Source organism: Corynebacterium axilliensis (genome assembly GCF_046097495.1).
Taxonomy (GTDB): domain Bacteria; phylum Actinomycetota; class Actinomycetes; order Mycobacteriales; family Mycobacteriaceae; genus Corynebacterium.
In genome coordinates this window covers 958488-981296 of the sequence record NZ_CP175768.1, presented here as the reverse complement: position 1 = coordinate 981296, position 22809 = coordinate 958488, and the positions used below count along the sequence as shown (strand labels likewise).

23 protein-coding genes are annotated in these 22809 nt (G+C 64.8%); 13 read left to right on the top strand and 10 right to left on the bottom strand.

The window, feature by feature from the left end; all coding sequences use genetic code 11:
* Position 1 precedes the first annotated feature (1 nt).
* From pgeF to ACKFR8_RS04715, 6 genes are all read left to right on the top strand, one after another.
* Positions 2-742, top strand: coding sequence for a peptidoglycan editing factor PgeF (gene pgeF / locus ACKFR8_RS04740; RefSeq protein ID WP_408930714.1), 741 nt, complete (start codon positions 2-4; stop codon positions 740-742).
* Positions 743-1453: a YggS family pyridoxal phosphate-dependent enzyme gene (locus tag ACKFR8_RS04735; RefSeq protein WP_296131012.1), complete on the top strand. Its 711-nt coding sequence runs from the start codon at positions 743-745 to the stop codon at positions 1451-1453.
* Between the two features lie 69 nt (positions 1454-1522).
* Positions 1523-1948 (top strand): cell division protein SepF, encoded by a 426-nt coding sequence (locus ACKFR8_RS04730; RefSeq protein WP_408930713.1) that lies wholly within the window; start codon positions 1523-1525, stop codon positions 1946-1948.
* Positions 1949-2101: 153 nt separating this feature from the next.
* Positions 2102-2413 carry a YggT family protein gene (locus ACKFR8_RS04725; protein ID WP_408930712.1) on the top strand — a complete coding sequence of 104 codons (312 nt, stop codon included), beginning with the start codon at positions 2102-2104 and terminating at the stop codon, positions 2411-2413.
* A gap of 168 nt (positions 2414-2581) precedes the next feature.
* Positions 2582-3730 carry a DivIVA domain-containing protein gene (locus tag ACKFR8_RS04720; protein WP_408930711.1) on the top strand — a complete coding sequence of 383 codons (1149 nt, stop codon included), beginning with the start codon at positions 2582-2584 and terminating at the stop codon, positions 3728-3730.
* A gap of 151 nt (positions 3731-3881) precedes the next feature.
* Entirely contained in the window at positions 3882-4073 is a 192-nt protein-coding gene (locus ACKFR8_RS04715) for a hypothetical protein (RefSeq protein ID WP_408930710.1), read from the top strand.
* Between the two features lie 41 nt (positions 4074-4114).
* Here the strand turns inward: ACKFR8_RS04715 and ACKFR8_RS04710 are convergent, their stop codons facing one another.
* Complete coding sequence (locus ACKFR8_RS04710) at positions 4115-5212, bottom strand: HNH endonuclease signature motif containing protein (RefSeq protein WP_408930709.1); 1098 nt, start codon at positions 5210-5212, stop codon at positions 4115-4117.
* A 357-nt stretch (positions 5213-5569) separates the two neighbouring features.
* On the opposite strand from ACKFR8_RS04710, the gene ileS reads away from it, so the two are divergent.
* The gene (gene ileS, locus ACKFR8_RS04705; protein WP_408930708.1) at positions 5570-8776 is read left to right on the top strand and encodes an isoleucine--tRNA ligase; all 3207 of its coding nucleotides are present in this window, start codon (positions 5570-5572) and stop codon (positions 8774-8776) included.
* Between the two features lie 70 nt (positions 8777-8846).
* On the opposite strand, the gene ACKFR8_RS04700 is transcribed toward ileS, so the two are convergent.
* The 6 genes from ACKFR8_RS04700 to ACKFR8_RS04675 all read right to left on the bottom strand — a co-directional run bounded on the left by ACKFR8_RS04700 (position 8847) and on the right by ACKFR8_RS04675 (position 15361).
* The gene (locus tag ACKFR8_RS04700; protein ID WP_408930988.1) at positions 8847-10031 is read right to left on the bottom strand and encodes an MFS transporter; all 1185 of its coding nucleotides are present in this window, start codon (positions 10029-10031) and stop codon (positions 8847-8849) included.
* Positions 10032-10171: 140 nt separating this feature from the next.
* Entirely contained in the window at positions 10172-10813 is a 642-nt protein-coding gene (locus tag ACKFR8_RS04695; protein ID WP_296134201.1) for a GntR family transcriptional regulator, read from the bottom strand.
* Positions 10814-10928: 115 nt separating this feature from the next.
* Complete coding sequence (locus ACKFR8_RS04690; RefSeq protein ID WP_296134203.1) at positions 10929-11540, bottom strand: metallophosphoesterase family protein; 612 nt, start codon at positions 11538-11540, stop codon at positions 10929-10931.
* The gene (locus ACKFR8_RS04685; RefSeq protein WP_296134204.1) at positions 11533-13194 is read right to left on the bottom strand and encodes an ABC transporter permease; all 1662 of its coding nucleotides are present in this window, start codon (positions 13192-13194) and stop codon (positions 11533-11535) included. Before ACKFR8_RS04685 ends, ACKFR8_RS04690 begins: the two co-directional genes overlap by 8 nt.
* A 57-nt stretch (positions 13195-13251) precedes the next feature.
* Positions 13252-14331, bottom strand: a complete 1080-nt coding sequence (locus ACKFR8_RS04680; protein ID WP_408930707.1) for an ABC transporter substrate-binding protein — start codon at positions 14329-14331, stop codon at positions 13252-13254.
* Positions 14332-14368: 37 nt separating this feature from the next.
* On the bottom strand, positions 14369-15361 hold the full coding sequence (locus ACKFR8_RS04675) for an ABC transporter ATP-binding protein (protein WP_296134207.1): 993 nt from the start codon (positions 15359-15361) through the stop codon (positions 14369-14371).
* A gap of 122 nt (positions 15362-15483) precedes the next feature.
* Here ACKFR8_RS04675 and ACKFR8_RS04670 point away from each other — a divergent pair, with 122 nt between their 5' ends.
* Entirely contained in the window at positions 15484-16905 is a 1422-nt protein-coding gene (locus ACKFR8_RS04670) for a DNA polymerase IV (RefSeq protein ID WP_296134208.1), read from the top strand.
* Here ACKFR8_RS04670 and ACKFR8_RS04665 read toward each other — a convergent pair.
* Complete coding sequence (locus ACKFR8_RS04665; protein ID WP_296134210.1) at positions 16902-17822, bottom strand: asparaginase; 921 nt, start codon at positions 17820-17822, stop codon at positions 16902-16904. The two genes, ACKFR8_RS04670 and ACKFR8_RS04665, sit on opposite strands and share 4 nt — an antisense overlap.
* 105 nt (positions 17823-17927) lie before the next feature.
* On the opposite strand from ACKFR8_RS04665, the gene ACKFR8_RS04660 reads away from it, so the two are divergent.
* The gene (locus tag ACKFR8_RS04660; protein WP_296134212.1) at positions 17928-18551 is read left to right on the top strand and encodes a hypothetical protein; all 624 of its coding nucleotides are present in this window, start codon (positions 17928-17930) and stop codon (positions 18549-18551) included.
* Positions 18552-18580: 29 nt separating this feature from the next.
* Here ACKFR8_RS04660 and ACKFR8_RS04655 read toward each other — a convergent pair whose 3' ends face one another.
* Positions 18581-19540 carry a DUF6263 family protein gene (locus tag ACKFR8_RS04655; RefSeq protein ID WP_296134213.1) on the bottom strand — a complete coding sequence of 320 codons (960 nt, stop codon included), beginning with the start codon at positions 19538-19540 and terminating at the stop codon, positions 18581-18583.
* 68 nt (positions 19541-19608) lie between these two features.
* Between ACKFR8_RS04655 and lspA the strand changes: the two genes are divergently transcribed.
* The 4 genes from lspA to ACKFR8_RS04635 are packed head-to-tail and all read left to right on the top strand — an operon-like array spanning position 19609 to position 21902.
* Positions 19609-20076, top strand: a complete 468-nt coding sequence (gene lspA / locus ACKFR8_RS04650) for a signal peptidase II (protein WP_373692259.1) — start codon at positions 19609-19611, stop codon at positions 20074-20076.
* Positions 20069-20992 (top strand): RluA family pseudouridine synthase, encoded by a 924-nt coding sequence (locus ACKFR8_RS04645; protein ID WP_296134215.1) that lies wholly within the window; start codon positions 20069-20071, stop codon positions 20990-20992. The genes lspA and ACKFR8_RS04645 overlap by 8 nt, the downstream gene beginning before the upstream one ends.
* Positions 20989-21591: a hypothetical protein gene (locus tag ACKFR8_RS04640; RefSeq protein WP_408930706.1), complete on the top strand. Its 603-nt coding sequence runs from the start codon at positions 20989-20991 to the stop codon at positions 21589-21591. Before ACKFR8_RS04645 ends, ACKFR8_RS04640 begins: the two co-directional genes overlap by 4 nt.
* 32 nt (positions 21592-21623) lie before the next feature.
* Positions 21624-21902, top strand: a complete 279-nt coding sequence (locus ACKFR8_RS04635; RefSeq protein ID WP_296134218.1) for a permease — start codon at positions 21624-21626, stop codon at positions 21900-21902.
* Positions 21903-21906: 4 nt separating this feature from the next.
* On the opposite strand, the gene rarD is transcribed toward ACKFR8_RS04635, so the two are convergent.
* Positions 21907-22809, bottom strand: a complete 903-nt coding sequence (rarD, locus tag ACKFR8_RS04630) for an EamA family transporter RarD (protein WP_408930705.1) — start codon at positions 22807-22809, stop codon at positions 21907-21909.

Below are 22809 nucleotides of genomic sequence, written 5' to 3'. Positions count from 1 at the left end.
CATGCCAGTAAACGAGGAAAATTCCGCACCCCAACGCCCCGTCCGCATGGTGTTTACCAGCCGTGCCGGCGGGGCGTCGTCGTCCCCGTATGACTCGTTCAACCTGGGCGGGCACGTCGGCGACGACCCCGCGGCCGTCGCGGCAAACCGCGACCGGCTCCTGCGGGCCACCGGGCTGGAGGACATTGTGTGGATGGAGCAGCTGCACACCAACACCGTGACGGTCGTGGGCGCTGAGCGCCGCGGCAATCCCGAACCGGTCGAGGCGACCGACGCCCTGGTCACCACCGAAAAGCGCCTAGGCCTGGGTGTCCTCGTGGCGGATTGCACGCCGGTGCTGCTTGTCGACGTCTCAGCAGGCGTCATCGGCACCGCCCACGCCGGTCGCCTCGGCGCGCGCAACGGTATTGTGCGCAACACGGTGAACACCATGGTTGACCTGGGGGCGAGGCCCGGCAGCATTCAGGTGCTGATGGGGCCAGCCGCCGCGGGGCGTAATTATGAGCTGCCAGAGGAGATGGCGCGGGACGTCGAGAAGCACCTGCCCGGCTCCCTCACGCGCACGGCGAAGGGAACCTGGGGCGTGGACGTGCGCACTGGTCTTGTGCGCCAGCTCATGGGGATGGGCGTGACGGCCATCGAGTCGGTCCCGCGCTGCACCATCGAAGACACCGATTTCTTTTCCTATCGCCGCGAGGGCGTCACCGGGCGCCAGGCCGGCGTGATTTGGTTGGAGGACTAAATGACTGACCCACAGGAGGCTCGCCGCGAAGAGTTGCGGGCAGGACTCGAGCGCACCCGCGCAGAGATTCAGCGCGCTGCCGAAGCCGCCGGCCGGCCCGCCCCACGCCTGCTCCCCGTAACAAAGTTCCACCCAGCTAGCGATATTGCGCTGCTGGCCGAGCTCGGAGTGCACGACGTGGCAGAAAACCGCGAACAAGAAGCGCGCGCCAAAGCCGAAGAGTTGCCGCAGGTGCGATTCCACATGATTGGCCAGATACAAACCAAGAAGGCCAACCACGTCGCCCGCTGGGCGCACAGCGTCCACTCGCTCGACTCCATCAAGCTGGCCCGCGCGCTCGATAAGGGCGTGGCGCTGGCGAAGGAACGTGGTCAACGCGAGGATACGCTGCCGGTGTATATCCAGGTCTCTGTCGACGGCGATACGGCCCGCGGCGGCTGCCCGCTCGACGACGTCGACGAGCTGGTCGCCGAGGTCGAATCCCTCGACCAGTTGGAGCTTCGCGGCATGATGGTCGTACCACCCCTGGGCAGCGACCCGCAGGCGGTGTTCGAGCAGGTACGGGAGCTGGCGGGGGACGTCGCTCAGCACCTGGGGCGTGGCCTCGAACTGTCCGCCGGAATGAGCGCTGATATGGCTGCAGCAATTGCGGCGGGTACTGATATCGTGCGTGTCGGAACCGGAATCATGGGGCCGCGGCCGCTAGGTTAAATGGCAACGCAAATGCGCATTTCAAGGCTGCAAACGTACAGCACACACTAGGTCAGAGGGAGACCCAGAATGTCACTGATTGATAGAACTAAGGAGTTCTTCGGGCTGGGCCCGATGGACATGGACGCCGACGACGCGTACTACGCCGACGAGCGCTCCTACAACACCCCGGCATACGCCGCGCCGTACGAGAAGCAGGAGGAAGAGGAGTTCGTGCCCACCATCGTGGCGCTGTCCCTCGTTTCCTTCAATGATGCAGCCAAGGTGGGCGGGCCCTTCCGCGACGGTGACGCAGTGGTCTTCGAGCTCACTGACGCCGACCGCGGCTCCGCTAAGCGCTTCGTCGACTTCGCTGCAGGTCTCTGCTTCGCGCTGGAAGGCCGCATGAAGAACCTGACCAAGAGCATGGATACCAGCCGCAAGGTCTTCGCCATTGTGCCGAAGGGTGCGGACATCTCCACCGTGGAGCTGGAGCGCGCCGCGCACCTGCGCTAAAACATCACCGGAAACGCCGCCGCAGATTTTCCTCCCCGTGTTGGCTTTGGGAGAGGAAAACCTGCGGCGGCGTTGGCGGTTTTGTATGCCCGTGGCGAACTGCCGGGGTAGGGAGTCACACCCGCGGGGGTGATTCCTATAGGGTCGAAATTTGTGAATGCTTTAGGTTCGATTCTTCTTGTCGCCGTGAATCTCTACTCGTGGATTCTGCTGGCGCGCATCGTCATCGAGATGATTGAGTCATTTTCGCGCCAGTTCAACCCGCCGCGCTGGTTCATGATGGTTGCTGAGGTGCTCTTTGTACTCACCGACCCGCCCGTTAAGGCCCTGCGCAAGGTCATCCCGCCGCTGCGGCTGGGCGGTATAGCGCTGGACGTATCCATCATTGTTTTGTTCTTGGCGCTGTCCATTCTTTCGCAGGTAATTCAGGTGGCATTTTTCGGCGCCGGCGGGCTGGCCGCGTAACCAACGGGTGTATTAAACCCTCCTGTTAACGTTGAGACTCTAGCGCACGTTAGATAATGTGTTGTTCTGGATACAATGAGTTACAAAAATCCGTATTATTAACCGCATATGTACCCGGCCTCTGGACCCACTAGAGGTTTGACCGATTTGTAAGGGGAAGAGAAGTCAATGCCACTGTCACCAGCTGATGTACACAACGTCGCTTTCAGCAAGCCGCCAATTGGCAAGCGTGGCTACAACGAGGACGAGGTGGATCAGTTCCTCGACCTCGTGGAGGATGCTCTTGCTCAGTTGCAGGACGAGAACGATGACCTCCAGGCACAGGTTGAGGACCTGAAGTCCCAGACCAAGGGCGGCGCTGCCGCTGGTGCCGGGGCAGCCGGTGGTGCCGCTGCAACCACGGTGGATGAGAATGCCGTGCGCAAGGAGGTCGAAACCAAGCTGCGCGCCGAGTACGAGGCGAAGCTGGCTGACTCCAAGCAGGAAATCGCCCGCGCTAAGGAAGAGACCAAGAAGGCGCAGGAGCAGGCCAAGACCGCCCAGGCTCAGGCTGCGCAGGCGGCACCGGCCGGCCAGCAGACGGACAACAGTGCGGAGCTGAAGGCCGCCCGCGAAGAGGCTGCGGCCGCCAAGCGCGAGCTGGAGGCATCCAAGAAGGAACTCGAGAACACCAAGAAGGAGCTCGATTCCGTAAAGAAGAACGCTGCTTCTTCTTCCGCCTCCACTGCCGCTGCAGGTGTGGCCGGCGCCGGCGCTGCCAAGGCCTCCGACGGCCTGGCTACCCCGGAGACCCACATGCAGGCCGCCCGCGTCCTGGGCCTGGCCCAGGAGATGGCGGACCGCCTGACCAACGAGGCGAAGGCAGAGTCCGAGTCCATGCTGTCTGAGGCACGTACTGCCGCAGAAAAGCAGCTGGCCGACGCAGACTCTCACTCCAAGGCCCAGCTGGCCGATGCGCAGAAGCGCTACGACGCTCAGCTGCAGGACGCAGACAACCGCTCCAAGAAGCTGGTGGCTGACGCCGAGAACAAGGCAAAGCAGACTGAGAACGACGCCACCTCCCGTGCTGAAGCGCAGATTCGCCAGGCACAGGAGAAGGCAGCTGCGCTGCAGGCGGACGCTGAGAAGAAGCACACCGAGGTTATGAACACGGTGAAGCAGCAGCAGACCGCTCTCGAGGCTCGCATCTCCGAGCTGCGCACCTTCGAGCGCGAGTACCGCACTCGCCTCAAGACGCTGCTGGAGTCCCAGCTCGAGGAGCTGGAGACCCGTGGCACCGCGGCTCCGAACGGTGAGGCTGGAAAGGCCAACAACTAAGAAGTGAACACACGGCGCCCCCGAAAGCGGGGCGCCGTTTTCTTTTGCCTTAATGCCTAGGCTGGGCGGACAGTAGCGGTGGTTAAGGCTGGGACGTGTAGGCTCTCGTAGTAGCTGGCTGCTATCTAAGGCGGCAGACACAGGTTTCGGCTTGAGCGGAAGGGGAGCGACGTTGCTCATTGGTGCACTCATTCTGGCCTTTGTGGCCTTCGTAGCGCTCGTGAACTATATCCTCACGGCGGCTGACTGGTCGCTCTACCTGCTCTTTGTGGCGGCCGGGGTGGGCATCGTGCTGTTTGTCGCGGACACTGTGGTCAAGATGCGCCGCAAGCACGACGAGTAGCCCCTAGCCTCAGGATTTCTCTGAGGATAAGGGCTGGGGGTCTACGGCTCGTCGGCGGCGGGTGGATCGCCGCGCTGCGGGGGTGGCCCGGTGGCTCTGTTTAGCGCTTGCCGGTCAGTCGGCGGTGGGGCAGGGCCGAATACGCGCCGGACGGTTCCAACAACCCGGGCCATGCGCCCGCGCCCCGGTGGGGCGTTGGGGTCATCCTGATTGATGCCATTGTGATACGGGCAGAGCATGACCAAATTTTCCGGGTTGGTAAATCCACCGTGCTTCCACGCGATGATGTGGTGTACCTGGCATTCATCCGCCGGGCGATTGCAGTCATCCCAGGCGCAGACGGGGGATTCTGCCATGGCCATAATGCGTTGCTTGAGGCTGGCCATCCGCTCCTCGCGGTACAGGTTGACCGGCCCTTGCACGGGGTGGAACAGCGTAGCCAGCGTGTCATCGAGGTCGATTTCCCCAGAGATGACCTTGTTGACGTAGTCTGCGCCAGTCATCGTGGCCCCGTTGGTCATGCGCAGGGTCACCTCTTCGCCGTCGCCGTCAAGGATCCGAGTGAGCGCATCCAGCGGGACGAGAATGTTGGTCTGCAGACCGCGGCGCGCAGGGGCACCTTTGAAGAAGGCCTGTTGGATGGACTCGATGGGGCGTTTGTCATCTACGGCGTCGTTAAGCGCGGCGATGACGTGGGACGGCGCAGTGATCGCCATCGTCCACGGCGCGTTGCGGCGGCGGAAAATCTTCACGCCTTCCTGCGGCTTAGGTGCGGTCCTGTGCTCCTTGAGCTTCTTCTTAGCTAAGGCCTCCATCGCCAGGGTGTCGGCACTGGTGCGGCACAGCTCCAGGCGCATCTGCCAGCCCAGAGCCAATGTCTTAGCTTTGCGTGCGTAGTGGTCGATGACTTCGAGCGTGGGCAGTGAATGGCGGCGCTGGCGGGCGGCCTTGACGGCGTCGCGTTGCATGCGCGTCATGGCCGTGGAACCGAAGAAGCTGCTGTGGAGGCGCACGAGTTGTGCGGCCGTTTTATCCGGCGCACCGGCGGCGATGAGGTCAGCCTCAGACATCCCTTCGCACCCGGCGACGACATCGATGCCGGCGCCGAGCGCAGTGAGGAAGTTCTGAAGTGCTGTCATGGTTCCTGAGCCTAAGAGCATCATCGTGCCGACTGCACTAGAAAGAATGTTCCTGTGAATAACCTTTTCACGCGTGCCTCACGGGTTTACCGGGGTTTCTATTTCGAGTTTTCGGGAACCCGGGCCTGTGAAAACTTGACCTGCTCGGTATACTTCCAAGCATATGCAGTGAGCCGGCAATCACCGGGGAGCATTCCGGAAGAACGTGGGGCGCACGTGCCTCATTAGTAGAACCGGGCGGGTAGGGACCGTCATCTCCTTCACACAACGAAGCGGAGCGCCGTGGCGCTCAAGCGGGGTGGTACCGCGGGCCTGAGGGCGCGTCCCCGCAGAAGCGAACGAGTGAAGGAAAGAATGATGAGTGAATCCACCGCCGGCGGCGAGAACGTGGGCAAGGTCTATCCCAAAGTAGACATGACCAGTGGCTCGACCCGCTTCCCCGATATGGAGCAGGAAGTCCAGAAGTACTGGAAGGCCGACGACACGTTTAAGGCCAGCCTGGAGCAGACCAAGGGCTGCCCTGAGTACGTCTTTTATGACGGCCCTCCCTTCGCCAACGGCCTCCCGCACTACGGCCACCTGCTGACCGGCTACGTTAAGGACATCGTCCCGCGCTATCGCACGATGGCCGGCAATCACGTCCCGCGTGTCTTCGGCTGGGACACCCACGGTCTGCCCGCAGAGCTGGAGGCAGAAAAGCAGCTCGGCATCACGGACAAGGGCCAGATCGAGGAGATGGGCCTGGAGAAGTTCAACGAGTACTGCGCCAAGTCTGTCCTCGAGTACACCGACGAGTGGGAAGAGTACGTCAACCGCCAGGCGCGCTGGGTGGACTTTGAGAACGGCTACAAGACCATGGACTTGGACTACATGGAGTCCGTCATGTGGGCGTTCAAGGAGCTCTACGACAAGGGGCTTATCTACCAGGGCTTTAGGGTTCTGCCGTACTCCTGGGCCGAGCACACCTCGCTGTCGAATCAGGAGACGCGTCTGGATGACTCCTATAAGATGCGCCAGGACCCGACCCTGACGGTGACGTTCCCCGTAGCGGGAGCACGTGAGGGGAGCGCGGCGGAGAAGACGCTGGCTGACAACGCCGAGCTTGCCGACGCCGCCTTCCTCGCCTGGACCACCACCCCCTGGACCCTGCCGTCCAACCTGGCTTTGGCGGTCCACCCAGAGGTCACCTACGTGCTGTTCAAGGCCACCGACGGTGACTTCGCCGGCCGCACCTTCATCATGGCCGAGGCCCTGGTGGGCACCCTAGCCAAGGAGCTGGGAGAGGCAGAGGTACTCAAGACCTTCCAGGGCTCTGAGCTCGAGGGCTTTAAGTACCAACCCATTTTCGATTTCTTCCCGGACGTCGAGAACGCCTACCAGCTGCTGCTGGCTGACTACGTCACCACCGAAGACGGTACCGGCGTGGTCCACCAGGCCCCGGCCTTTGGTGAGGACGATATGCTCACCTGCCAGAAGTACGGCGTGGGCCTGGTCATCCCGGTGGATGAGGACGGCAAGTTCACCTCCCAGGTGCCGCCGTACGAGGGCCAGCTGGTCTTTGACGCCAACAAGGCCATCATCAAGGATCTTAAGGCCGCCGGCCGCGTGGTGCGCCACGTGACCATCGAGCACTCCTACCCGCACTCCTGGCGCTCCGGCGAGCCGCTTATCTACATGGCGCTGCCGGCGTGGTTCGTCAAGGTGACGGAGTTCCGCGACCGCATGGTCGAGCTCAACCACAACGAGATTGAGTGGCTGCCGGAGCACATCCGCGATGGTCAGTTCGGCAAGTGGCTGGAGGGCGCCCGTGACTGGAACATCTCCCGCACCCGCTACTGGGGTGCGCCGATCCCGGCGTGGATCTCCGATAATCCGGAGTACCCGCGCGTGGACGTCTACGGCTCTCTGGACGAGCTGGAGCGTGACTTCGGCGTGCGCCCGACCAGTCTGCACCGCCCGTACATCGATGAGCTGACTCGCCCGAACCCGGATGATCCGACGGGGAAGTCGACGATGCGCCGCGTGCCGGACGTGCTGGACTGCTGGTTCGAGTCGGGCTCGATGCCGTTTGCGCAGAAGCACTACCCGTTTGAGAACAAGGAGTGGTTCGAGACCCACTCGCCGTCTGATTTCATCGTGGAGTACTCCGGCCAGACGCGTGGCTGGTTCTACCTGCTGCACGTGTTGTCCACCGCTCTCTTCGACCGGCCGGCGTTCAAGAAGGTGGTGGCGCACGGCATCGTGCTGGGCAACGATGGCCTGAAGATGTCGAAGTCCAAGGGCAATTACCCGAACGTGAATGAGGTGTTTGACCGCGATGGCTCGGATGCGATGCGGTGGTTCCTCATGTCTTCGCCGATCTTGCGCGGCGGCAACCTGATTGTCACCGAGCAGGGCATCCGCGAGGGCGTGCGCCAGGCCATCCTGCCGATCTGGAACTCGTACACCTTCCTGCAGCTCTACGCCTCCCAGGACGCGAAGTTCGACGTGAGCTCCACCAACGTGCTGGACCGCTACATCCTGGCGAAGACGCACGACCTGGTGAAGAACACCAACGATGCGCTGGCGAACACGGACATCGCCTCGGCGACGGAGGAGGTTCGACTCTTCGCCGACGCGCTGACCAACTGGTACGTGCGCCGTTCCCGCGACCGCTTCTGGGAGGGCGAGGAGGCCTACCCGGAGGCCTTCAATACCCTGTACACGGTCCTGGAGACGGTTTCCCGCGTGGTGGCGCCGCTCCTGCCGCACGTGGCGGAGGTTATCTACCGTGGCCTGACCGGTGAGCGTTCGGTGCACCTGGCTGCGTACCCGAAGGCGGAGGACTACCCGGCGGACGATGCCCTCGTGGCGGCCATGGATGCCACCCGCGCGGTGGCCTCCGCTGCGTCCTCGGTACGCAAGTCGAACAAGCTGCGCAACCGCCTGCCGCTGCCGAAGCTGACGGTGGCGATGCAGGATTCGGCGCGCCTGGCGGACTTCAAGGACATCATCCGCGACGAGGTCAACGTCAAGGACGTGGAGCTTACTGACGACGTCGACGCGGTCGGCACCTTCGAGGTGGTGTGCAACGCCAAGGTGGCCGGTCCGCGCCTGGGCAAGGACGTACAGCGCGCCATCAAGAACCTCAAGGCCGGCAACTACGTGCGCGAGGGCGAGGAGGTTGTAGTCGACGGCGACATCCGTCTCTCCCCTGAGGAGTACACGGAGCGTCTGCAGGCAGCAAATGCCAAGTCGACGGCTCGCGTGGAGGGCCTCGATGGTCTGGTTTCTCTGGACACCGAGGTGACTGAGGAGCTCGAGGCTGAGGGCTGGGCAGCTGATGTCATCCGCGGTCTGCAGGATGCCCGCAAGGCCGAGGACTTTGTGGTCACTGACCGCATCACCGTGTCCCTGTCGGTGCCCGCGGAGAAGGAGGAGTGGGCCAACCGCCACCGCGAGCACATCGCCGCGGAGGTGCTCGCCACCGACTTCACCGTCACCACGGAGGCGTTGGCGGCGGACGCGGGCCAGACGGTGCATGACGTGCTCAAGGGTGTCACCGCCACCGTGTCGAAGGCATAGAGGCTCGGACAACGCGAAAAGCTCCACTTCCCGGGAGGGAGAGTGGAGCTTTTCGCGTTGTTGGGGAAAGTTAGCGGCGGGCGCCCGGCAGGTGTGCGCGCCACGCCAGGATGACGTTGACCAGGCACAACAGGGCCAGGACGCTGCCGATGATGAAGAGGTTGGTGAACCCGATGTAGGGCGCCAAGGCACTGAAGGCCATGGGGATGAAGAAGCCGGTGTAGGAGATGGAGTAGTACACGGCGGTCAAGCCTGCTAGCTCGCGCTCACCCGCGATGCGCTGGACCTCAGAGAGGCCAGCGACAAGAGCGAGACCGTAGCCGGCGCCCATGGTGGCTGCTGCAGCAATGCCCAAGGGCAGAGAGAGGCTGTGTGCTGCGAAGGCAGACAGGATGGCACCGACGGTGATAACGCCCATGGCGATGGCGGATGCTCGGGCGGATTTGTGGGTATCCACCAAGCGGCCGAGCATCTGCACGCCCACACCACAGCCCAGGGTGATTACGGTCATGAGGCCGGAGAAGGCAATGGGGTTATCGCCCGCAGACTTCGACAGCAGCTGGGGCAGGAGCGCATAGGCGGCGCCGGCGCAGCCGAAGACCCACGGAGCCACCGGGATGACGACGCGGACGAAGCGCTTGTGGGCGGCGGCCGGGATGTGCAGCATTTCGAGCATCTCGCGCACGGTGAGATCCAGGATGGTGGTCTTTACCGTGCCGTGGCTGGGCTCGCGGGTCTCCGGGGTGTGGAGCAACCAGATTGCGGTGACTATTGTCAGCAGCATGTGGAGGGTGTAGGCGGTGTGGGTTGGCCACGGACCCCACTGTGCTAGCACGGAGGCGATACCGGCGCCAACGAGGAATCCGGCGGTCAAGCACAGCGACGCCTTGCGAGCGCCCGAGGCGGGATCGCCACCGGCGCGCGTGATGAGCTCCGTAATCCACGTCGAGCCCACGGCCATGACAAGACCCAGCGCCATGCCACACAGCACGCGACCCAGCGCGATGATAAGCGGCTCCTCCGGGGCGATGGACAGGAGGAAAGAACCGGCTAGCGAGAGGGGAGCGGCGGGCAGCAGCATCGGGCGGCGGCCGATAAGGTCCGAGAGCGGGCCGCCAATGAGCAAGGCCGGGATGATGCCGATGACGTAAGCGGCGAGGAGGCCGTTGACCGTGACCTGGGAGAAGTGGGAGGTCTCGCGGTACATCACCAAGAGCGGGGTGAACTCGTTGCCGCCCCAGGCCACGGCGACCATGGAGCCGGCCACAGAGAACCACGCGTGCGGGCTAAAGGCCTTCTCGGTGGCGGTTGCCTGGTGCGGCTGGTGGGTCTCGGGGGATAAGTCAGGTTCGGGGGCGGGCGCGTCGATCGACGGATTCGAATGCGCAGAAACGGTCACAGTTGCTTCCTTGAAGAGTTGAGATGGGATTCGAGTTCACTGAGGTATGTCTCCAGGTCGCCGGTACGCAAGGCGTCGGCAAGCAAGGAGTGTTGGGCAACGAAGGCGCGGGCGCGCTCGACGCTGCGCCCGATAGCCGTGGCGGTGAATCGCTGCTGGCGCTCGCGCAAGGTGTGGCCCAGGTTGGCCAGCAGGCGGTTGCCGCCGTTGTCCATGATGGTTTGGTGGAACTTGGCGTCGAGCAGGGTGTAGGCCCGCAGGTCGTCGGCATCCAGCGCGGCGTGTTGTTCCTTGATGGTGGCGTCGAGGACGTCGGCAATGTGCCCGCGCTCCTCGGCGCTTAAGGTGCAGATATGGCGAGCAGAGTTTTCGTCGACAAGCATGCGTGCCTCGTACACCTCGCGGATATCGCGGGGGCTAATCGGTACCACGAGCGCGCCGCGCTTCGGATACAGCTTGAGAAACCCCTCGACCTCGAGGCGGAGGAACGCCTCGCGCACCGGGGTGCGGCTCATGCCGAGCTCGGCGGCGAGGGCGGCCTCGGAGAGCATCTCCGATTCGTCGACCGCGTCCTCAATGATGCGCCGCTTGAGGTAGTCGTAGGCCCGTTCCGCAGCGGGTACTCTGTCTTTCTGCATGTATACATGATGCATGCATGCGGTGGGCAGCGTCCAGCGGACAGGGCGAATGGTGAGAGAGTGATCACACAGAAAGGGACTGAGACCCACTTCTCCATCCGGGCGCGGAGGGGTGCTAGAGGCGGGTGATGGTGGCCGAGGGGACGTCGACAAGCACTGCTTTACCCATGCCCACCCAGCCGATGAAGGGATCCTGGCTGAGGACCTCCGGGGTGTGGACGTGGCCGAGCACCCAGGCGTCGGCACCGGTGGCGGACAACGTCTGGGGAGTGAGCGGCAGGCACGTGCCCTTCGAGTACTCCCCGGTGACCGATGAATGCAGTAATCCAATCAGTGTCCCGTCCGCGGTGCGGGGTGGGAAGGTGAGCTCCCGCGGATCCGGGTCCGTGGCTACAGCCGCAGTCAGTACCGTGGCGCCCGCGCACTCGAAGGAATGAACCTCCGTGGAGTGGACGCGCACAGCCTCCGGCAGCTGCAGCTCGTGGTGGACGTCGTGATTGCCGGAAATGAAGTGCACCTCTGCGAAGAACTCGCACGCGCGCTCCATGACGGCATAAGCCTGCGGGAGGTACCGGCCCGGGTCCGCTGCGCGGTCGATGATATCCCCGAGACACACGCAGGCGCTGGCGCGGTGGGAGGCCTTTGAGAGCATGTCCAGCGCCCACTCGAGCCCGGGCGCGCCGGGGCGGCCGAGGTGGAGATCGGCGAAAACCAGGATGCTAGGCACGGGCCCTCCGGTTCTGCCACCAGGTGAGGATGACGAGGACCAGCGTGGAGGTGCCCACGCCGATGAGGGTCATGGCCATGGCTTCGGCGCGGTGGCCTTGGTCGAACTGGTTCATAATCCACGGTGCCAGGAGATTGAGCTGGCTGGGGCGGATGAGGGAGGACATGACCAGCTCGCGGAAGCCCACGAAGAACGCCAGCAGCCAGCCGGCAAAGATGCCCGGCGCCAGCAGCGGCAGAGTGATGGACCGCAGCGTGTGGCCGGCGGACGCGCCCGAGACTGCGGCGGCCTCATACACGCTGGGGGAGACCGCGCCGGCGGACGTCTTGATGTTTTGCACTGCCATGGGCAAGAACAGCACGGTAAACGCCATCACCAGGATGCCCATCGTGCCGTACGGCGACCACGGCAGCCACGGCGCGTTCCACAGGAGAATAAAGCCGATGGCCAGGACGATGCCCGGAACCGTATCCGGGGCCACAGCCAAAAAGTCCGCCGCGCGTGCGCTGACCATCTTCGTGCGCTGAGTGAGCAGCGTAATGGCAACACCCAGAATGACGGCAGTGGTGGCGCCGATAGCGCCGAGGGCGATGGAGCGCAGCAGCGCCTCTTGTGCGGTGGGCATCTGCAGAACGATGGCGAAGTAGTCGAAGGTGAGGTTCTGCGGGGTCGGCGGTGCGGAGCGCAGGATGGTCATCGCTGCCAGCGTGATGGAGATATAGGGGATGAGCACGGAACAGGCGACGATGAGAAAAATGATCACCCCGCCAAGCGCCGTGCCGGCGCCTCCCAGACGCAGCGCCACCTGGCGGGAGACTCGTCCGCCGCCGGTGAGGTCGCGGCGAGATACCCACTGCTGGAAGGCCCACGCCGCCACGCCCAGAGCGAAAAGGACGGAGGAGGAAGCGGCGGCGTCGGAAAAGCTCAGCGGGTCAATGGTGACGTCCTGGTAGATGGAGGACACCAGCACCTTGAAGCCGATGGCATTACCCAACGTCACCGGCGTGCCGAACTCGCCGGCCGCCTTGATGAAGACGATGAGTGCGCCGAGGGAGTAGGGGCCCACGACCGCCGGCATGATGATGCGGGTGGCCTGCTGCCAGCGGCTCGCGCCGGCGACTTGGGCCATCTCCAGGGAGGAGGCGGGGATGGAGGCAAGGCAGTTGCGCAGAATGAGGTAGAGGAAGGGGAAGAGCTCGCACGCCATGATGAACGCCATGCCCGGTACGGAATAGATGGCGTCGTGCGCGAGCTTGCCCACCGCATGACCGAAGAGCATTTCGGAGACTCCGCCGCGGCGGGTGAAGTCCATCCACGCCATCGCGGCGGCGAAGGGCGGGGTCATGAACGGGATCATGATGGCGATTTCTATCCAGTTCGCTGAGGAATACCGCGTCCACGCCCGCAGGAAGGCGAGGGGAGCGGCGAACAAGGTAGAAAAGACCACCACAAGGAGGGAGAGAACGATGGTATTGAGCAGCACCTGCCCCATACCCGGCTCCACAATCTTGTGGAGCGAGGAGGGCTCGTCCCGGTAGCCCAGCACTGCGCTGATGAGCACCGACACCAGCGGCGCGGCGACGAGGACCAGCAGGACAATCAGTACTGCGTAGATGCCGAGCCGGCGCTGCGGGGTGCGGGTGGTGGTGCTCATAGCGGGCTGCTCCGAAACGTGAGGACTGGAAGAGATGAACTGGGGAAGAGAAGCGGACTACTTCAGGTAGCGCTCGGCGAACTTTTCCTTGACGTCCTTGGAGGAGGACGCAATGCCATCGAGGTCCTCGTTGAGGGTCTGAATCTCATCCAACGTCGGGCCATTCTTCGGGGTGATCTCGGTATTAGCCGGGATCATGTTCTTGGAGGCGGAAATCTCCTGGGCCTCGTCGGAGAACATGAAGTCCACGAAGGCCTCGGCGGCGTCCTTGTTGTCCGTGGTCTTGAGGATCATGACCGGGCGCGGGGTGACGGTGGTGCCGGAGGAGGGGATGACGACCTCGAGCGGCTCGCCCTTGGCCTTGGCGGAGTAGGCGGAGTAGTCAACGCCACCGAGCACGACGCCGCGGGAGCCGGAGGTCACCTGGTCCAGGGCCGGGCCGTTAGCACCCTGCACCAGCATGCCGTTGTCGAAGAGCTTGTCAAAGAGCTCCCAGGTCTTGTCCTCGCCCCACTGTTCCACCATGGCGGCGATGAGGTCGGCGGCGGTGCCGGACTCGCGCGGATCCGGCATGATGACCTGATCCTTGTACTTCTCGTCGGCCAAGTCCTCCCAGTCCTGCGGGACAGAGTCGATCACGGAGGTGTTGGTCACGAGCGCGAGCGCGGAGCCGTCGCGGCCGGTGAAGGTACCGCTCTGGGAGGCCCAGGACGGGGTGATCTTGTCCGCACCCTCCGGGGTGTACTCCTCCAGCGCACCGGCCTTGTCCTGCTTGGAGGCAGCGGCCCAGGACGCCAGGTAGACCACGTCCGCCTGCGGGTTGGCCTCCTCTGCCTTGAGCTTGGCGGTGATCTTGCCGGTGGTGTCCGCGAAGACGTTGACCTTCACGTCGGTCTTGGCCTCGAAGGCCTCCACGAGGGCGTCGGTAAGCCCCTGCGGGTTCGCGGAGTAGTAGTCCAGCTCGCCGCTGAGCCCCTCCGGGGCCTCCCACTCCTGGGCGTTCGAGGTCTCAGAGCCGGAAGCGTTGTCGGCGGAGGAATCGGTGGAGTCAGCAGACTCGACGGAGCCGCAGCCCACGAGGGCCACGGCGGAGGCAGCGGATACAGCCAGAAGGGCAGAGAATTTCTTGGAGAACATGACAGAGTCCTTTGCGTAGCAGGTAATGAATAGAGGTCTAGTAGGCCAGACGGACAGCTTCCCCGCGCTGAACGCGGGTGCGGCTATAGGCCACCCAGGGGGTGTCCGAGCCGTCGACGTCGCAGTGCAGCTCGTAGCGCCCGCCGATGTATTGGGCGGTGCGCACGATGCCGTCCACGTGGTGCGGGAAAGAGCCGATGTCTTCCTCCGCGCTGAGGACGGTGAGGTTTTCCGGGCGGACATCGGGAAGCCCGGCGCGGCGGTTCATGGTGCCCACGAAGCCGCCGACGAAGTCCGTGGCGGGGGAGTCGTACAACGTGACCGGGTCGGCGAACTGCTCGATATGCCCGTCTTTCATCACCACGACGCGGTCCGACATGGACAGGGCCTCGGACTGGTCGTGGGTGACGTAGATGACGGTCAGGCCGAGGTCATGGGCCAGGGCGGTCAGCTCGGCGCGGATCTGCACGCGCAGGGCGGCATCGAGGGCGGAGAGGGGCTCATCCATCAGCAGCAGCTGCGGGTTGGACACCAGGGCTCGGGCGATGGCGACGCGCTGCTGCTGGCCGCCGGAGAGCTGGTTGGGGCGGGCCTGGGCCTTGGCGCTAATGCCCACCATGTCCATGCACGTGCGCACGCGCTCGGCGCGCTCTGCGGCAGAGAGCTTGTTGCCGGCGGTGGTTAGCGGGAACTCGATGTTCTTTTCCACCGTCATGTGCGGCCACAGCGCGAGATCCTGGAAGACCATGGACAGGTGGCGCTTGTTGACGGGAACGTTGGTGTGGGGGCCGAAGACTTCCTTGCCGGCAAAGGTGATGGTGCCGGAGTCCGGGGTTTCGAGGCCCGCGATGCAGCGCAGGAGCGTGGACTTTCCGCAGCCGGAGGGGCCGAGGATGGAGATGAACTCGCCGGGGTTGATGACGAGGTCAGTGGCGTGCAGGCCGGTGTTGTCCGCGAACTCGCGCTTGACTCCTTCCAGAACCACGTGGGCCTGGGAGGAGGGGTGTTGAGGCGAGGCTGGAGAATTCACGAGGAAACAAGTTAAACCGAAAAAGTAAATAAATTGGAGCAATTACATGGCGCGGCGGCGAAGGAAAGGTGAACAAATGGTGGCGTGTGGAGTAAGCGGAGAGGTGTTTTAGACTGGAGCGCATGCAACGCTGGGTCCTTCACATCGATATGGACGCGTTCTTCGCCTCCGTGGAGCAGTTGACTCGGCCGACGCTTAAGGGGCGTCCGGTGCTGGTGGGCGGCACTGGCGGGCGTGGTGTCGTGGCCGGCGCCTCCTACGAGGCTCGGAAGTACGGCGCCCATTCCGCCATGCCCATGTTCCGCGCGCAGCAGCTCGTCGGGTTCAAGGCGGTGGTGGTTAATCCGCGCCGGGCGGTGTATTCCGCGGCCTCGCGCCGGGTCTTCGACATCATTGCTGAGCACGCCGGGGTCATCGAGCAGCTCTCCATCGATGAGGCCTTCATGGAACCTGCCGCACTCGTCGGTGCCACGCCTGACGACGTCCGCGAGTGGTCCGAGAACCTGCGCCGCCTCATCCGGGAAGAGACCGGGCTTCCCAGCTCCATCGGGGCGGGCGCGGGCAAGCAGGCGGCGAAGATTGGTTCCGGGGAGGCCAAGCCGGACGGTACCTTCGTGGTGCCGCAGGAGCGCTTCGATGAGCTCATTCACCCGCTGCCGGTGGGCAAGCTCTGGGGCGCGGGCCCGGTCACGCAACAGAAGCTAGCGGCCATCGGCGTGGAGACGATCGGGCAGCTGGCTGCCATGAGCCAGAAGGAGGTGGAGATTTCCCTCGGCGGGGTGATGGGCCTGCAGCTGTGGCGCCTGGCCCAGGGAATCGATGACCGCGAGGTGGCCCCGCGCGCGATTTCCAAGCAGATCTCCACCGAGCACACCTATCCGAAGGATCTGCACACGGTGGCGGAGGTAGACGCGGCGCTTCACCGCGCGGCGGAGGGGGCGCACCGCCGCCTGCTGAAGGACGGCCGCGGCGCGCGGACGGTGACGGTGAAGCTGCGGATGGCAGACTTCCACATCGAGTCGCGCTCGGCCACCCTGCCGTACGCCACCGACGACCTGGAGATCCTCACCGCGAAGGCGCAGAGTCTCGCGCGCTACCCGGACGAGCTGGGGCCCATCCGTCTCGTGGGCGTGAGCTACTCGGGCCTGGAGGCCGCCCGCCAGGACATCCTCTTCCCAGAACTCGACCGCGAGGTGGTGCGCCCCGCCCCGGATACGGACTATGAGACCGGGGTCAGCGATAACCTGCCCGGCGCGAGCGGGCAGGCAACCGCGGCGGAGGGAGCGGCCGGCGGGGTGGACTCTGCGGACTCTGTGCCGCGCTGGCACGCCACCCAGGACGTTTACCATCCCGACTATGGACATGGCTGGATTCAAGGCACCGGCCACGGCGTGGTGAGCGTGCGATTTGAAACGCGCGCGACGGGCCCGGGTATCGCCCGCTCCTTCGCGGCTGACGACGAGCAGCTGCGCCCGGCCGATCCGCTGGACTCGCTGGCGTGGGAGGAGATACCGACAGAGGACGACGACGGCGAGGGGGACTAGCCCGCGGTATAGGACGCGGAACGCGACGCCGCGTTAAACAGAGAACCTACCGGGGTTCCGGTAGCCAGCGCCGCGGCGAGCATGATGCGGGCCTGGCCGGCACGGAACCCGCCGGAGGCCACGGCGCCTAGCTCCCCCAAGGTGGCGCCGCCACCCGCACCGCCATAGGCCAGCTTGGTGGCTCCGTAGGGAGTTCGAGTGCTGATCACCACGGGCACGCCTGCCTGCAGGGCACGAGCAACGCCAGTGCCCATCTCTTCGCCCATATTGCCCGAGCCCAACGCTTCGATGACGAGGCCGGAGGAGTGGGCCAAGGAGGCGTCGACAAGCGCGGCGCCCGCGCCCGGATAGGCGGCGATGATCTCCACGGGGTGCTCCGCCAGCTGAGCTAGGGGCAGGGGAGGCACTGTGGAATCACCCACCGGCAGCTCTTCAAAGCCCGCAAGGTGCGAGGTGTGCCACTTGCGCGCCGCGCGGCCCGGGATGGTCTTCCCGCCGAACTGCACCCACACACCCGGCTTTCCGGAGCGCACAAGGTCATAAGCATCGTGCAGGTTGCGCGGGCCGTCACCAGATGGGTGGTCAAAGGCGCGCTGGGCTCCGGTGAGCACGATGGGGCCGGCGCCCAGGTCAAAGAGAGACAAGGCCAGGGCGGTCTCCTCCATGGAATCCGTGCCGTGCGTGATGAGCACGCCCTCGATGTCCGGGCGGGCCAGCTGGTCGCGCACGCAGGCCAGCAGTTCGTCGAGGTCAGCCAAGGTAATGGAGCTGGAGTCCAGCGCGCGGAATTCCACCACCTCAATGTCGGGGCCCAGGGATTCAGCCAGCTGGTGGCCGTTGACGGTGGGGATCAGGGAACCATCGCGGGCAGTGGTGCAGGCGATGGTGCCGCCGGTGGCGATGAGCGCGAAAGTCATTGCACCAGGATACTTCAGGCGCAACGCTGCGCGGGAACCACAGGGTGGGGCGGGTGAGCGCTAGAGTGAAGAAAATAACCACGACCCCCTATGTGAGGAGTATCTGTGAAATCCATCAAGCTGAGCGCCGCCATCCTGGCTTTGGGCGCCGCCACCACCCTCGCCGCCTGCTCGTCTTCTGACGAGGGCAGCTCCACTGCCACCAGCTCTGACAAGACCGCCGGCGAGACCTCCGCGTCCCAGGTTGTTACCACCGAGATGCCCACCGTGGGGCAGCTCAACGAGATCCTGACCAAGGCCGCCGACCCGAATGTCCCGCAGGAAGAGAAGGTCAAGCTGGTCCAGGGCAGCGAGACGGCGCCGGAGCTGTTCGACGTCATGGCGCAGTCCCAGGCCGAGTCCGGAGCCACCTTTGAGGTCGTCGACCCGGTCGTTCCCGGCCTGATGCCGGATTCCGCGCTGGCCACGGTCAACATCAACACCCCGGACGGCCAGCAGCAGACCGCTGACCAGGTGGAGTTCATCAACGAGGACGGCTCCTGGAAGCTGTCCCAGTCCTGGGCCTGCGTGCTGGTGACCAACATTGTGCCGCCGGAGGAGGTCCCGGAGATGTGTGCGGATGCCTCCACCAACGGCGCGGACGCAGGCGCTGAGGGAGAGGCCGGCGCCGGTGCTGAGGCGCCTGCCGACGCCCCCGCGGCCGGCCAGGAAGAATCCCCCGCCCAGTAGCTTCCTATAAAGCTTCCTTTAGCTTCCCGCTACTCGCGGGAAGCGAACTCCATATCGGTGGCGCTGGCCTGCACCACGCGCAGGTCCGAGCCCTCCGCGCCGTAGGAGATGACGGTGGTCACGGACACCTCGCCCGCCGTGGGCAGTGGTTTGCTCAGGTCCACGGTGACGGAGCCCTCGGACTTCGTCGCGGTGTCGACCACCTTGAGCTCCTTGCCGCGCAGCTCCTCCGGGGCATCCGCGGCGTCGAAGGACAGAGCGCCTAAGGAAGGACGCTGCTCCACCGAGACGTTGAGCGTGGCACTGTCGCCGTCCAGCGAGTCCAAGGTGTAGGTGGTGGTCTGCAGCAGCGTGGACTCGCCCGTCACGCGGGACTCCACGCTCCACCGCGCGCCGAGGCCGATCTCTTCCTCGGGGAAGACCACCGGCAAAGCGGTGAGGCTGGTGATGGCCTGCTCGACACTGCTGCGCGCCTCATCCGTGGCCGCCTGCGGGGCAGCCAGGCGCAGAGAGTTCATCTGGCCGGTATCGGTGCCGCGCCAGCCAAACTGGAATCCCTCAGCGGAGGAGACGTCCGCGCCCTCTGCCTCCGGCGTGCCCACCGTGGCGAAGGCGTTGCGGCTGGCCGGCAGCTGGCCCTCCACGTCCTGAGTGGCCGCCTCCACGGAGGCTTCCAGGGGGAGCGTGACCTTGTCCTGCGCCTCGACCGCAGACTCCGCGCTTTTTTCGCTGCCGTCCTTGGCCAGCTGCTGGTCAAAGCCGGTGGCCACGGAGTAGGTGAGTTCTTGCTCAGAGTCGATGTCGTGGAAGGCCAGCACGCGGTGTTCTCCGTCTCCGGGGTCGAGGACGGTAACGCGCGGGGCGTCGAGAGGCAGGCCCACGGGTTCTTCCACCGGCTTGGCCGGTTGGGAGTAGGAACAGCCGGCGAGCGCGCCACTTACTCCCAGGGCGGCGGCGGACAGGACGGATAGGACTCTCACACGAAACACGCATTCCAAAATACCGGATGGGGCTGTTTAGAATAGAACGGGTGAAAGCAAGGAGACATATAGGAATGATGGCCGCGGTGGTGCTCACCGTCGCCGCAGTGGACCAGGCCGTCAAGCAGCTGATGCTGTCGATCCTCACCGAGGGCGAGGAGATGCCCGTGCTGGGCAACTGGTTCCGCTTCTATCTCCTGTTCAACCCCGGTGCGGCCTTCTCAATGGGAGGGGAGGGCTCCACCTGGCTGTTTACCACCATCCAGCTGGCCTTCGTTGTCGGCGTGGCCATTGCTGCACCCAGGATTCATGACAAGTGGCAAGCGCTAGGCCTGGCCATGATCGCGGGCGGGGCGCTGGGCAATCTCATCGACCGCCTAGTGCGCGAGCCCGGCTTCTGGTTTGGCCACGTGGTGGACTACATCTCCGTGGGCAGCTTCGCCGTGTTTAACATCGCGGACGCGTCGATTACGTGCGGCGTGGTGGTCTTTATCATCGCGATGCTTATGGCAGAGCGGAAGGAGGCTGAAGGCTCTGATGCGTGAAAGTCGTAGGTTGCCCGTGCCCGAGGGCCTGGAAGGCATGCGCGCCGATGCGGCCCTGGCCAAGCTTCTGGGCATCTCCCGGGCCAAGGTGGCGGAGCTGTGCGCGGCGGGCGACGTGGAAATTGATGGCGTTGCCGTGGGCAAGTCGGAGCGTCTGAGCGCCGGCGGCTGGATTGACGTCATGATGCCCGCCCCGGAGGAGCCGCTTATCCCCAAGGAAGAGCTGGTGGAAGGCATGGACGTCCTCTACGCGGACGAGGACGTTATCTGCGTGTTCAAGCCCGTGGGCGTGGCCGCGCACCCGACCCTGGGTTGGGAGGGACCCACCGTGATTGGTGGGCTTCGGGCGGCGGGCTACACGCTTGCTGACGCCGGACCTACCGAACGCAAGGGTATTGTCCACCGCCTCGACGTGGGAACCTCCGGAGTCATGGTGGTGGCCGCCAGCGAGCGCGCCTACTCCCAGCTGAAGACTGCCTTCCGCGAGCGCACGGTGGACAAGACCTACCACGCGGTGGTCCAAGGCCTGCCGGATCCGATCGTCGGCACCATCGACGCCCCGATTGGGCGCCACCCGTCGGCTGGCTGGAAGTTCGCCGTGGTGGAGGACGGCAAGCCGGCGGTCACGCACTATAAGCTGCTCGAGGCCTTCCGCGAGGCCAGCCTCCTCGAGGTTCACCTGGAGACCGGCCGCACCCACCAGATTCGCGTGCACATGTCTGCCACCGGCCATCCCTGCGTGGGGGACCCGATGTATGGCTGCGATCCGAACCTGGCCCAGCGCGTAGGCCTTATTCGCCAGTGGCTGCACGCGGTGACCCTGGGCTTTACCCACCCAGGCACCGGCAAGTGGTTCGAGTGCACAGCTCCCTACCCAGACGACCTCGAGCACGCCATTGAGGTCCTGCGCGGATGAGCAACAGACGAGCCACCAGCCAGCGCATCTACCGGCGCCGCCGAGTCGCTGCCCTGGCGCTGTTGGCAGTCGTGGCGCTGGCGGTGGTGCTGGCCTTTGGCGTGTTCGGCACGCAGCCCAGCACGGCGCTGCAGGGCGACCAATTAGGCCCGGACGGCTCCGAGACCGCCGCCGACTACCGCAACCGCGCCGAAGAATCCTTGGCGCAGGCGGATCAGCCGGCCTACGCCCTGGTCAACTTTCAGGAATCGCTGTCGCCGGCAGAGACCGCAGACGTCCTGAATTCAGCGCAGCGCATGGATGCCATCGTCATCGGGCTGGCGGCACCGGTCGCCGTGCCGGAGCCCACCGCGGGGGCGGACCGCAGAGACGTCATCCAGACGGCGCTGGACCGCGTGGCCGCTGCGGCGAGCCAGGCGGGCGGCACGCCACCGAGCAACGTCGATTCCGCCGTGGTGTACTCCGCCGGCGCGGAGTTGCGCGCCATCGCCGCAGACCCCAGAGTGGACAGCGTAGAGGTGGCGCCTGCCGATGCCGCGTGGGGCTCCTTTGGTGTGCGCCCGCGTGGCAACGTCGCCAGCGAATCCGCCGGCAGCTAAGTAGCAAGTACTGGAGAAAAAGGAGACTCAGCGTGCGTTTGTACCCGGACACGTCCACGTGGCCCGCTAACTACCGCTTTGCCTACATCCTGGTGTGGGCAGGAGCGATCATCACCGCGCTGGCCACCATCGCGTTGGGGTTTCTCGGCACCGATAGGATGACGCTGGCAATCTGCGCCATGGTGGCTCTCTATTGCATAGCCTTGGCCGTGCTCATGCCGCGCTGGGCGCTGAATGGCAAGGAAGAATCGGCCAAGCGCGCCAGGGCGAGTAAGGCCCGCGAGGAGCTGCGCCGGCGAAAGAAGCGTTAGGCAGTTAGGCGGCAGTCTCGTCGGTGGTGGCGTGTGGGGAGTGGCAGGTGAGACGTCGTGAAGCGCGGCCCCTGCGCACTAGGTCCGCCAGGTAGATGATGACCGCCACCCAGATGATGCCGAAGCCGATCCAGCGGGCGGTGGACATGTGCTCGTGGGTGATAAACAGCGCCCACAGCATCTGCATGATGGGCGTCATGTACTGCAACATACCCACGGTGGACAGGCGCAGGTGCTTCGCGCCCTGGGCAAAGCACAAAAGGGGCAGCGCGGTCACCAGGCCGGAGGTCACCAGCAGGAGGATGTGTACGGGGCCCTCGCTGCTAAACGTCGATTGGCCCTGCGCGTGCAGGTAGCCCAGGTAGATGAGCGCTAACGGCAGCATGACGAGCGTCTCCGCGGCCACCGAGCCCATGGCGGAGACGTTGAGGCGCTTCTTAAGCAGGCCGTAGATGCCGAAGCTGAACGCCAACGCGAGGGAATAATACGGCGCCTGGCCGGTCATAAAGGTCAGCCACAGCACCGCCACGAACGCGATGCTTACGGATACCACCTGGGCCTTCGTCAGAGTCTCCTTGAGGAAGACAATGCCCAGGGCCACGGAGACCAGCGGGTTGATGAAGTACCCCAGCGCGGCATCGGCCACGTGGTCGGTGTTGACCGCGATGACGTAGGTCCCCCAGTTGACGGTAATGGCCACGCCACATGCCAGCATCCAGCCCCACATCTTGAGGCTGAAGGCCTTAAGCTCGCGCCACCCGCCGGTGACCAGCAGCACCGCGGTGACGAGCACGGCGGTCCACACGATGCGGTGGGCCAGAATCTCGAAGGGGCTGGCGGGGCGCAGTAGCGGGAAGAAACCCGGGAAGAAGCCCCACATCAGGTAAGCAGCGATGGTGTACAGCAC

Bases quoted from the DNA above. Each gene is read 5' to 3' on its own strand.
- lspA (WP_373692259.1), top strand. From the start codon at position 19,609: ATGGCCGCGGTGGTGCTCACCGTCGCCGCAGTGGACCAGGCCGTCAAG.
- ACKFR8_RS04700 (WP_408930988.1), bottom strand. From the start codon at position 10,031: ATGGTCGCCGTGGCCTGGGGCGGCAACGAGTTCACCCCGCTCTTGGTG.
- ACKFR8_RS04720 (WP_408930711.1), top strand. From the start codon at position 2,582: ATGCCACTGTCACCAGCTGATGTACACAACGTCGCTTTCAGCAAGCCG.
- ACKFR8_RS04640 (WP_408930706.1), top strand. From the start codon at position 20,989: ATGAGCAACAGACGAGCCACCAGCCAGCGCATCTACCGGCGCCGCCGA.
- ACKFR8_RS04665 (WP_296134210.1), bottom strand. From the start codon at position 17,822: ATGACTTTCGCGCTCATCGCCACCGGCGGCACCATCGCCTGCACCACT.
- ACKFR8_RS04695 (WP_296134201.1), bottom strand. From the start codon at position 10,813: ATGCAGAAAGACAGAGTACCCGCTGCGGAACGGGCCTACGACTACCTC.
- ACKFR8_RS04735 (WP_296131012.1), top strand. From the start codon at position 743: ATGACTGACCCACAGGAGGCTCGCCGCGAAGAGTTGCGGGCAGGACTC.
- ACKFR8_RS04645 (WP_296134215.1), top strand. From the start codon at position 20,069: ATGCGTGAAAGTCGTAGGTTGCCCGTGCCCGAGGGCCTGGAAGGCATG.
- pgeF (WP_408930714.1), top strand. From the start codon at position 2: ATGCCAGTAAACGAGGAAAATTCCGCACCCCAACGCCCCGTCCGCATG.
- ACKFR8_RS04680 (WP_408930707.1), bottom strand. From the start codon at position 14,331: ATGTTCTCCAAGAAATTCTCTGCCCTTCTGGCTGTATCCGCTGCCTCC.
- ACKFR8_RS04685 (WP_296134204.1), bottom strand. From the start codon at position 13,194: ATGAGCACCACCACCCGCACCCCGCAGCGCCGGCTCGGCATCTACGCA.
- ACKFR8_RS04710 (WP_408930709.1), bottom strand. From the start codon at position 5,212: ATGACAGCACTTCAGAACTTCCTCACTGCGCTCGGCGCCGGCATCGAT.
- ileS (WP_408930708.1), top strand. From the start codon at position 5,570: ATGAGTGAATCCACCGCCGGCGGCGAGAACGTGGGCAAGGTCTATCCC.
- ACKFR8_RS04730 (WP_408930713.1), top strand. From the start codon at position 1,523: ATGTCACTGATTGATAGAACTAAGGAGTTCTTCGGGCTGGGCCCGATG.
- ACKFR8_RS04670 (WP_296134208.1), top strand. From the start codon at position 15,484: ATGCAACGCTGGGTCCTTCACATCGATATGGACGCGTTCTTCGCCTCC.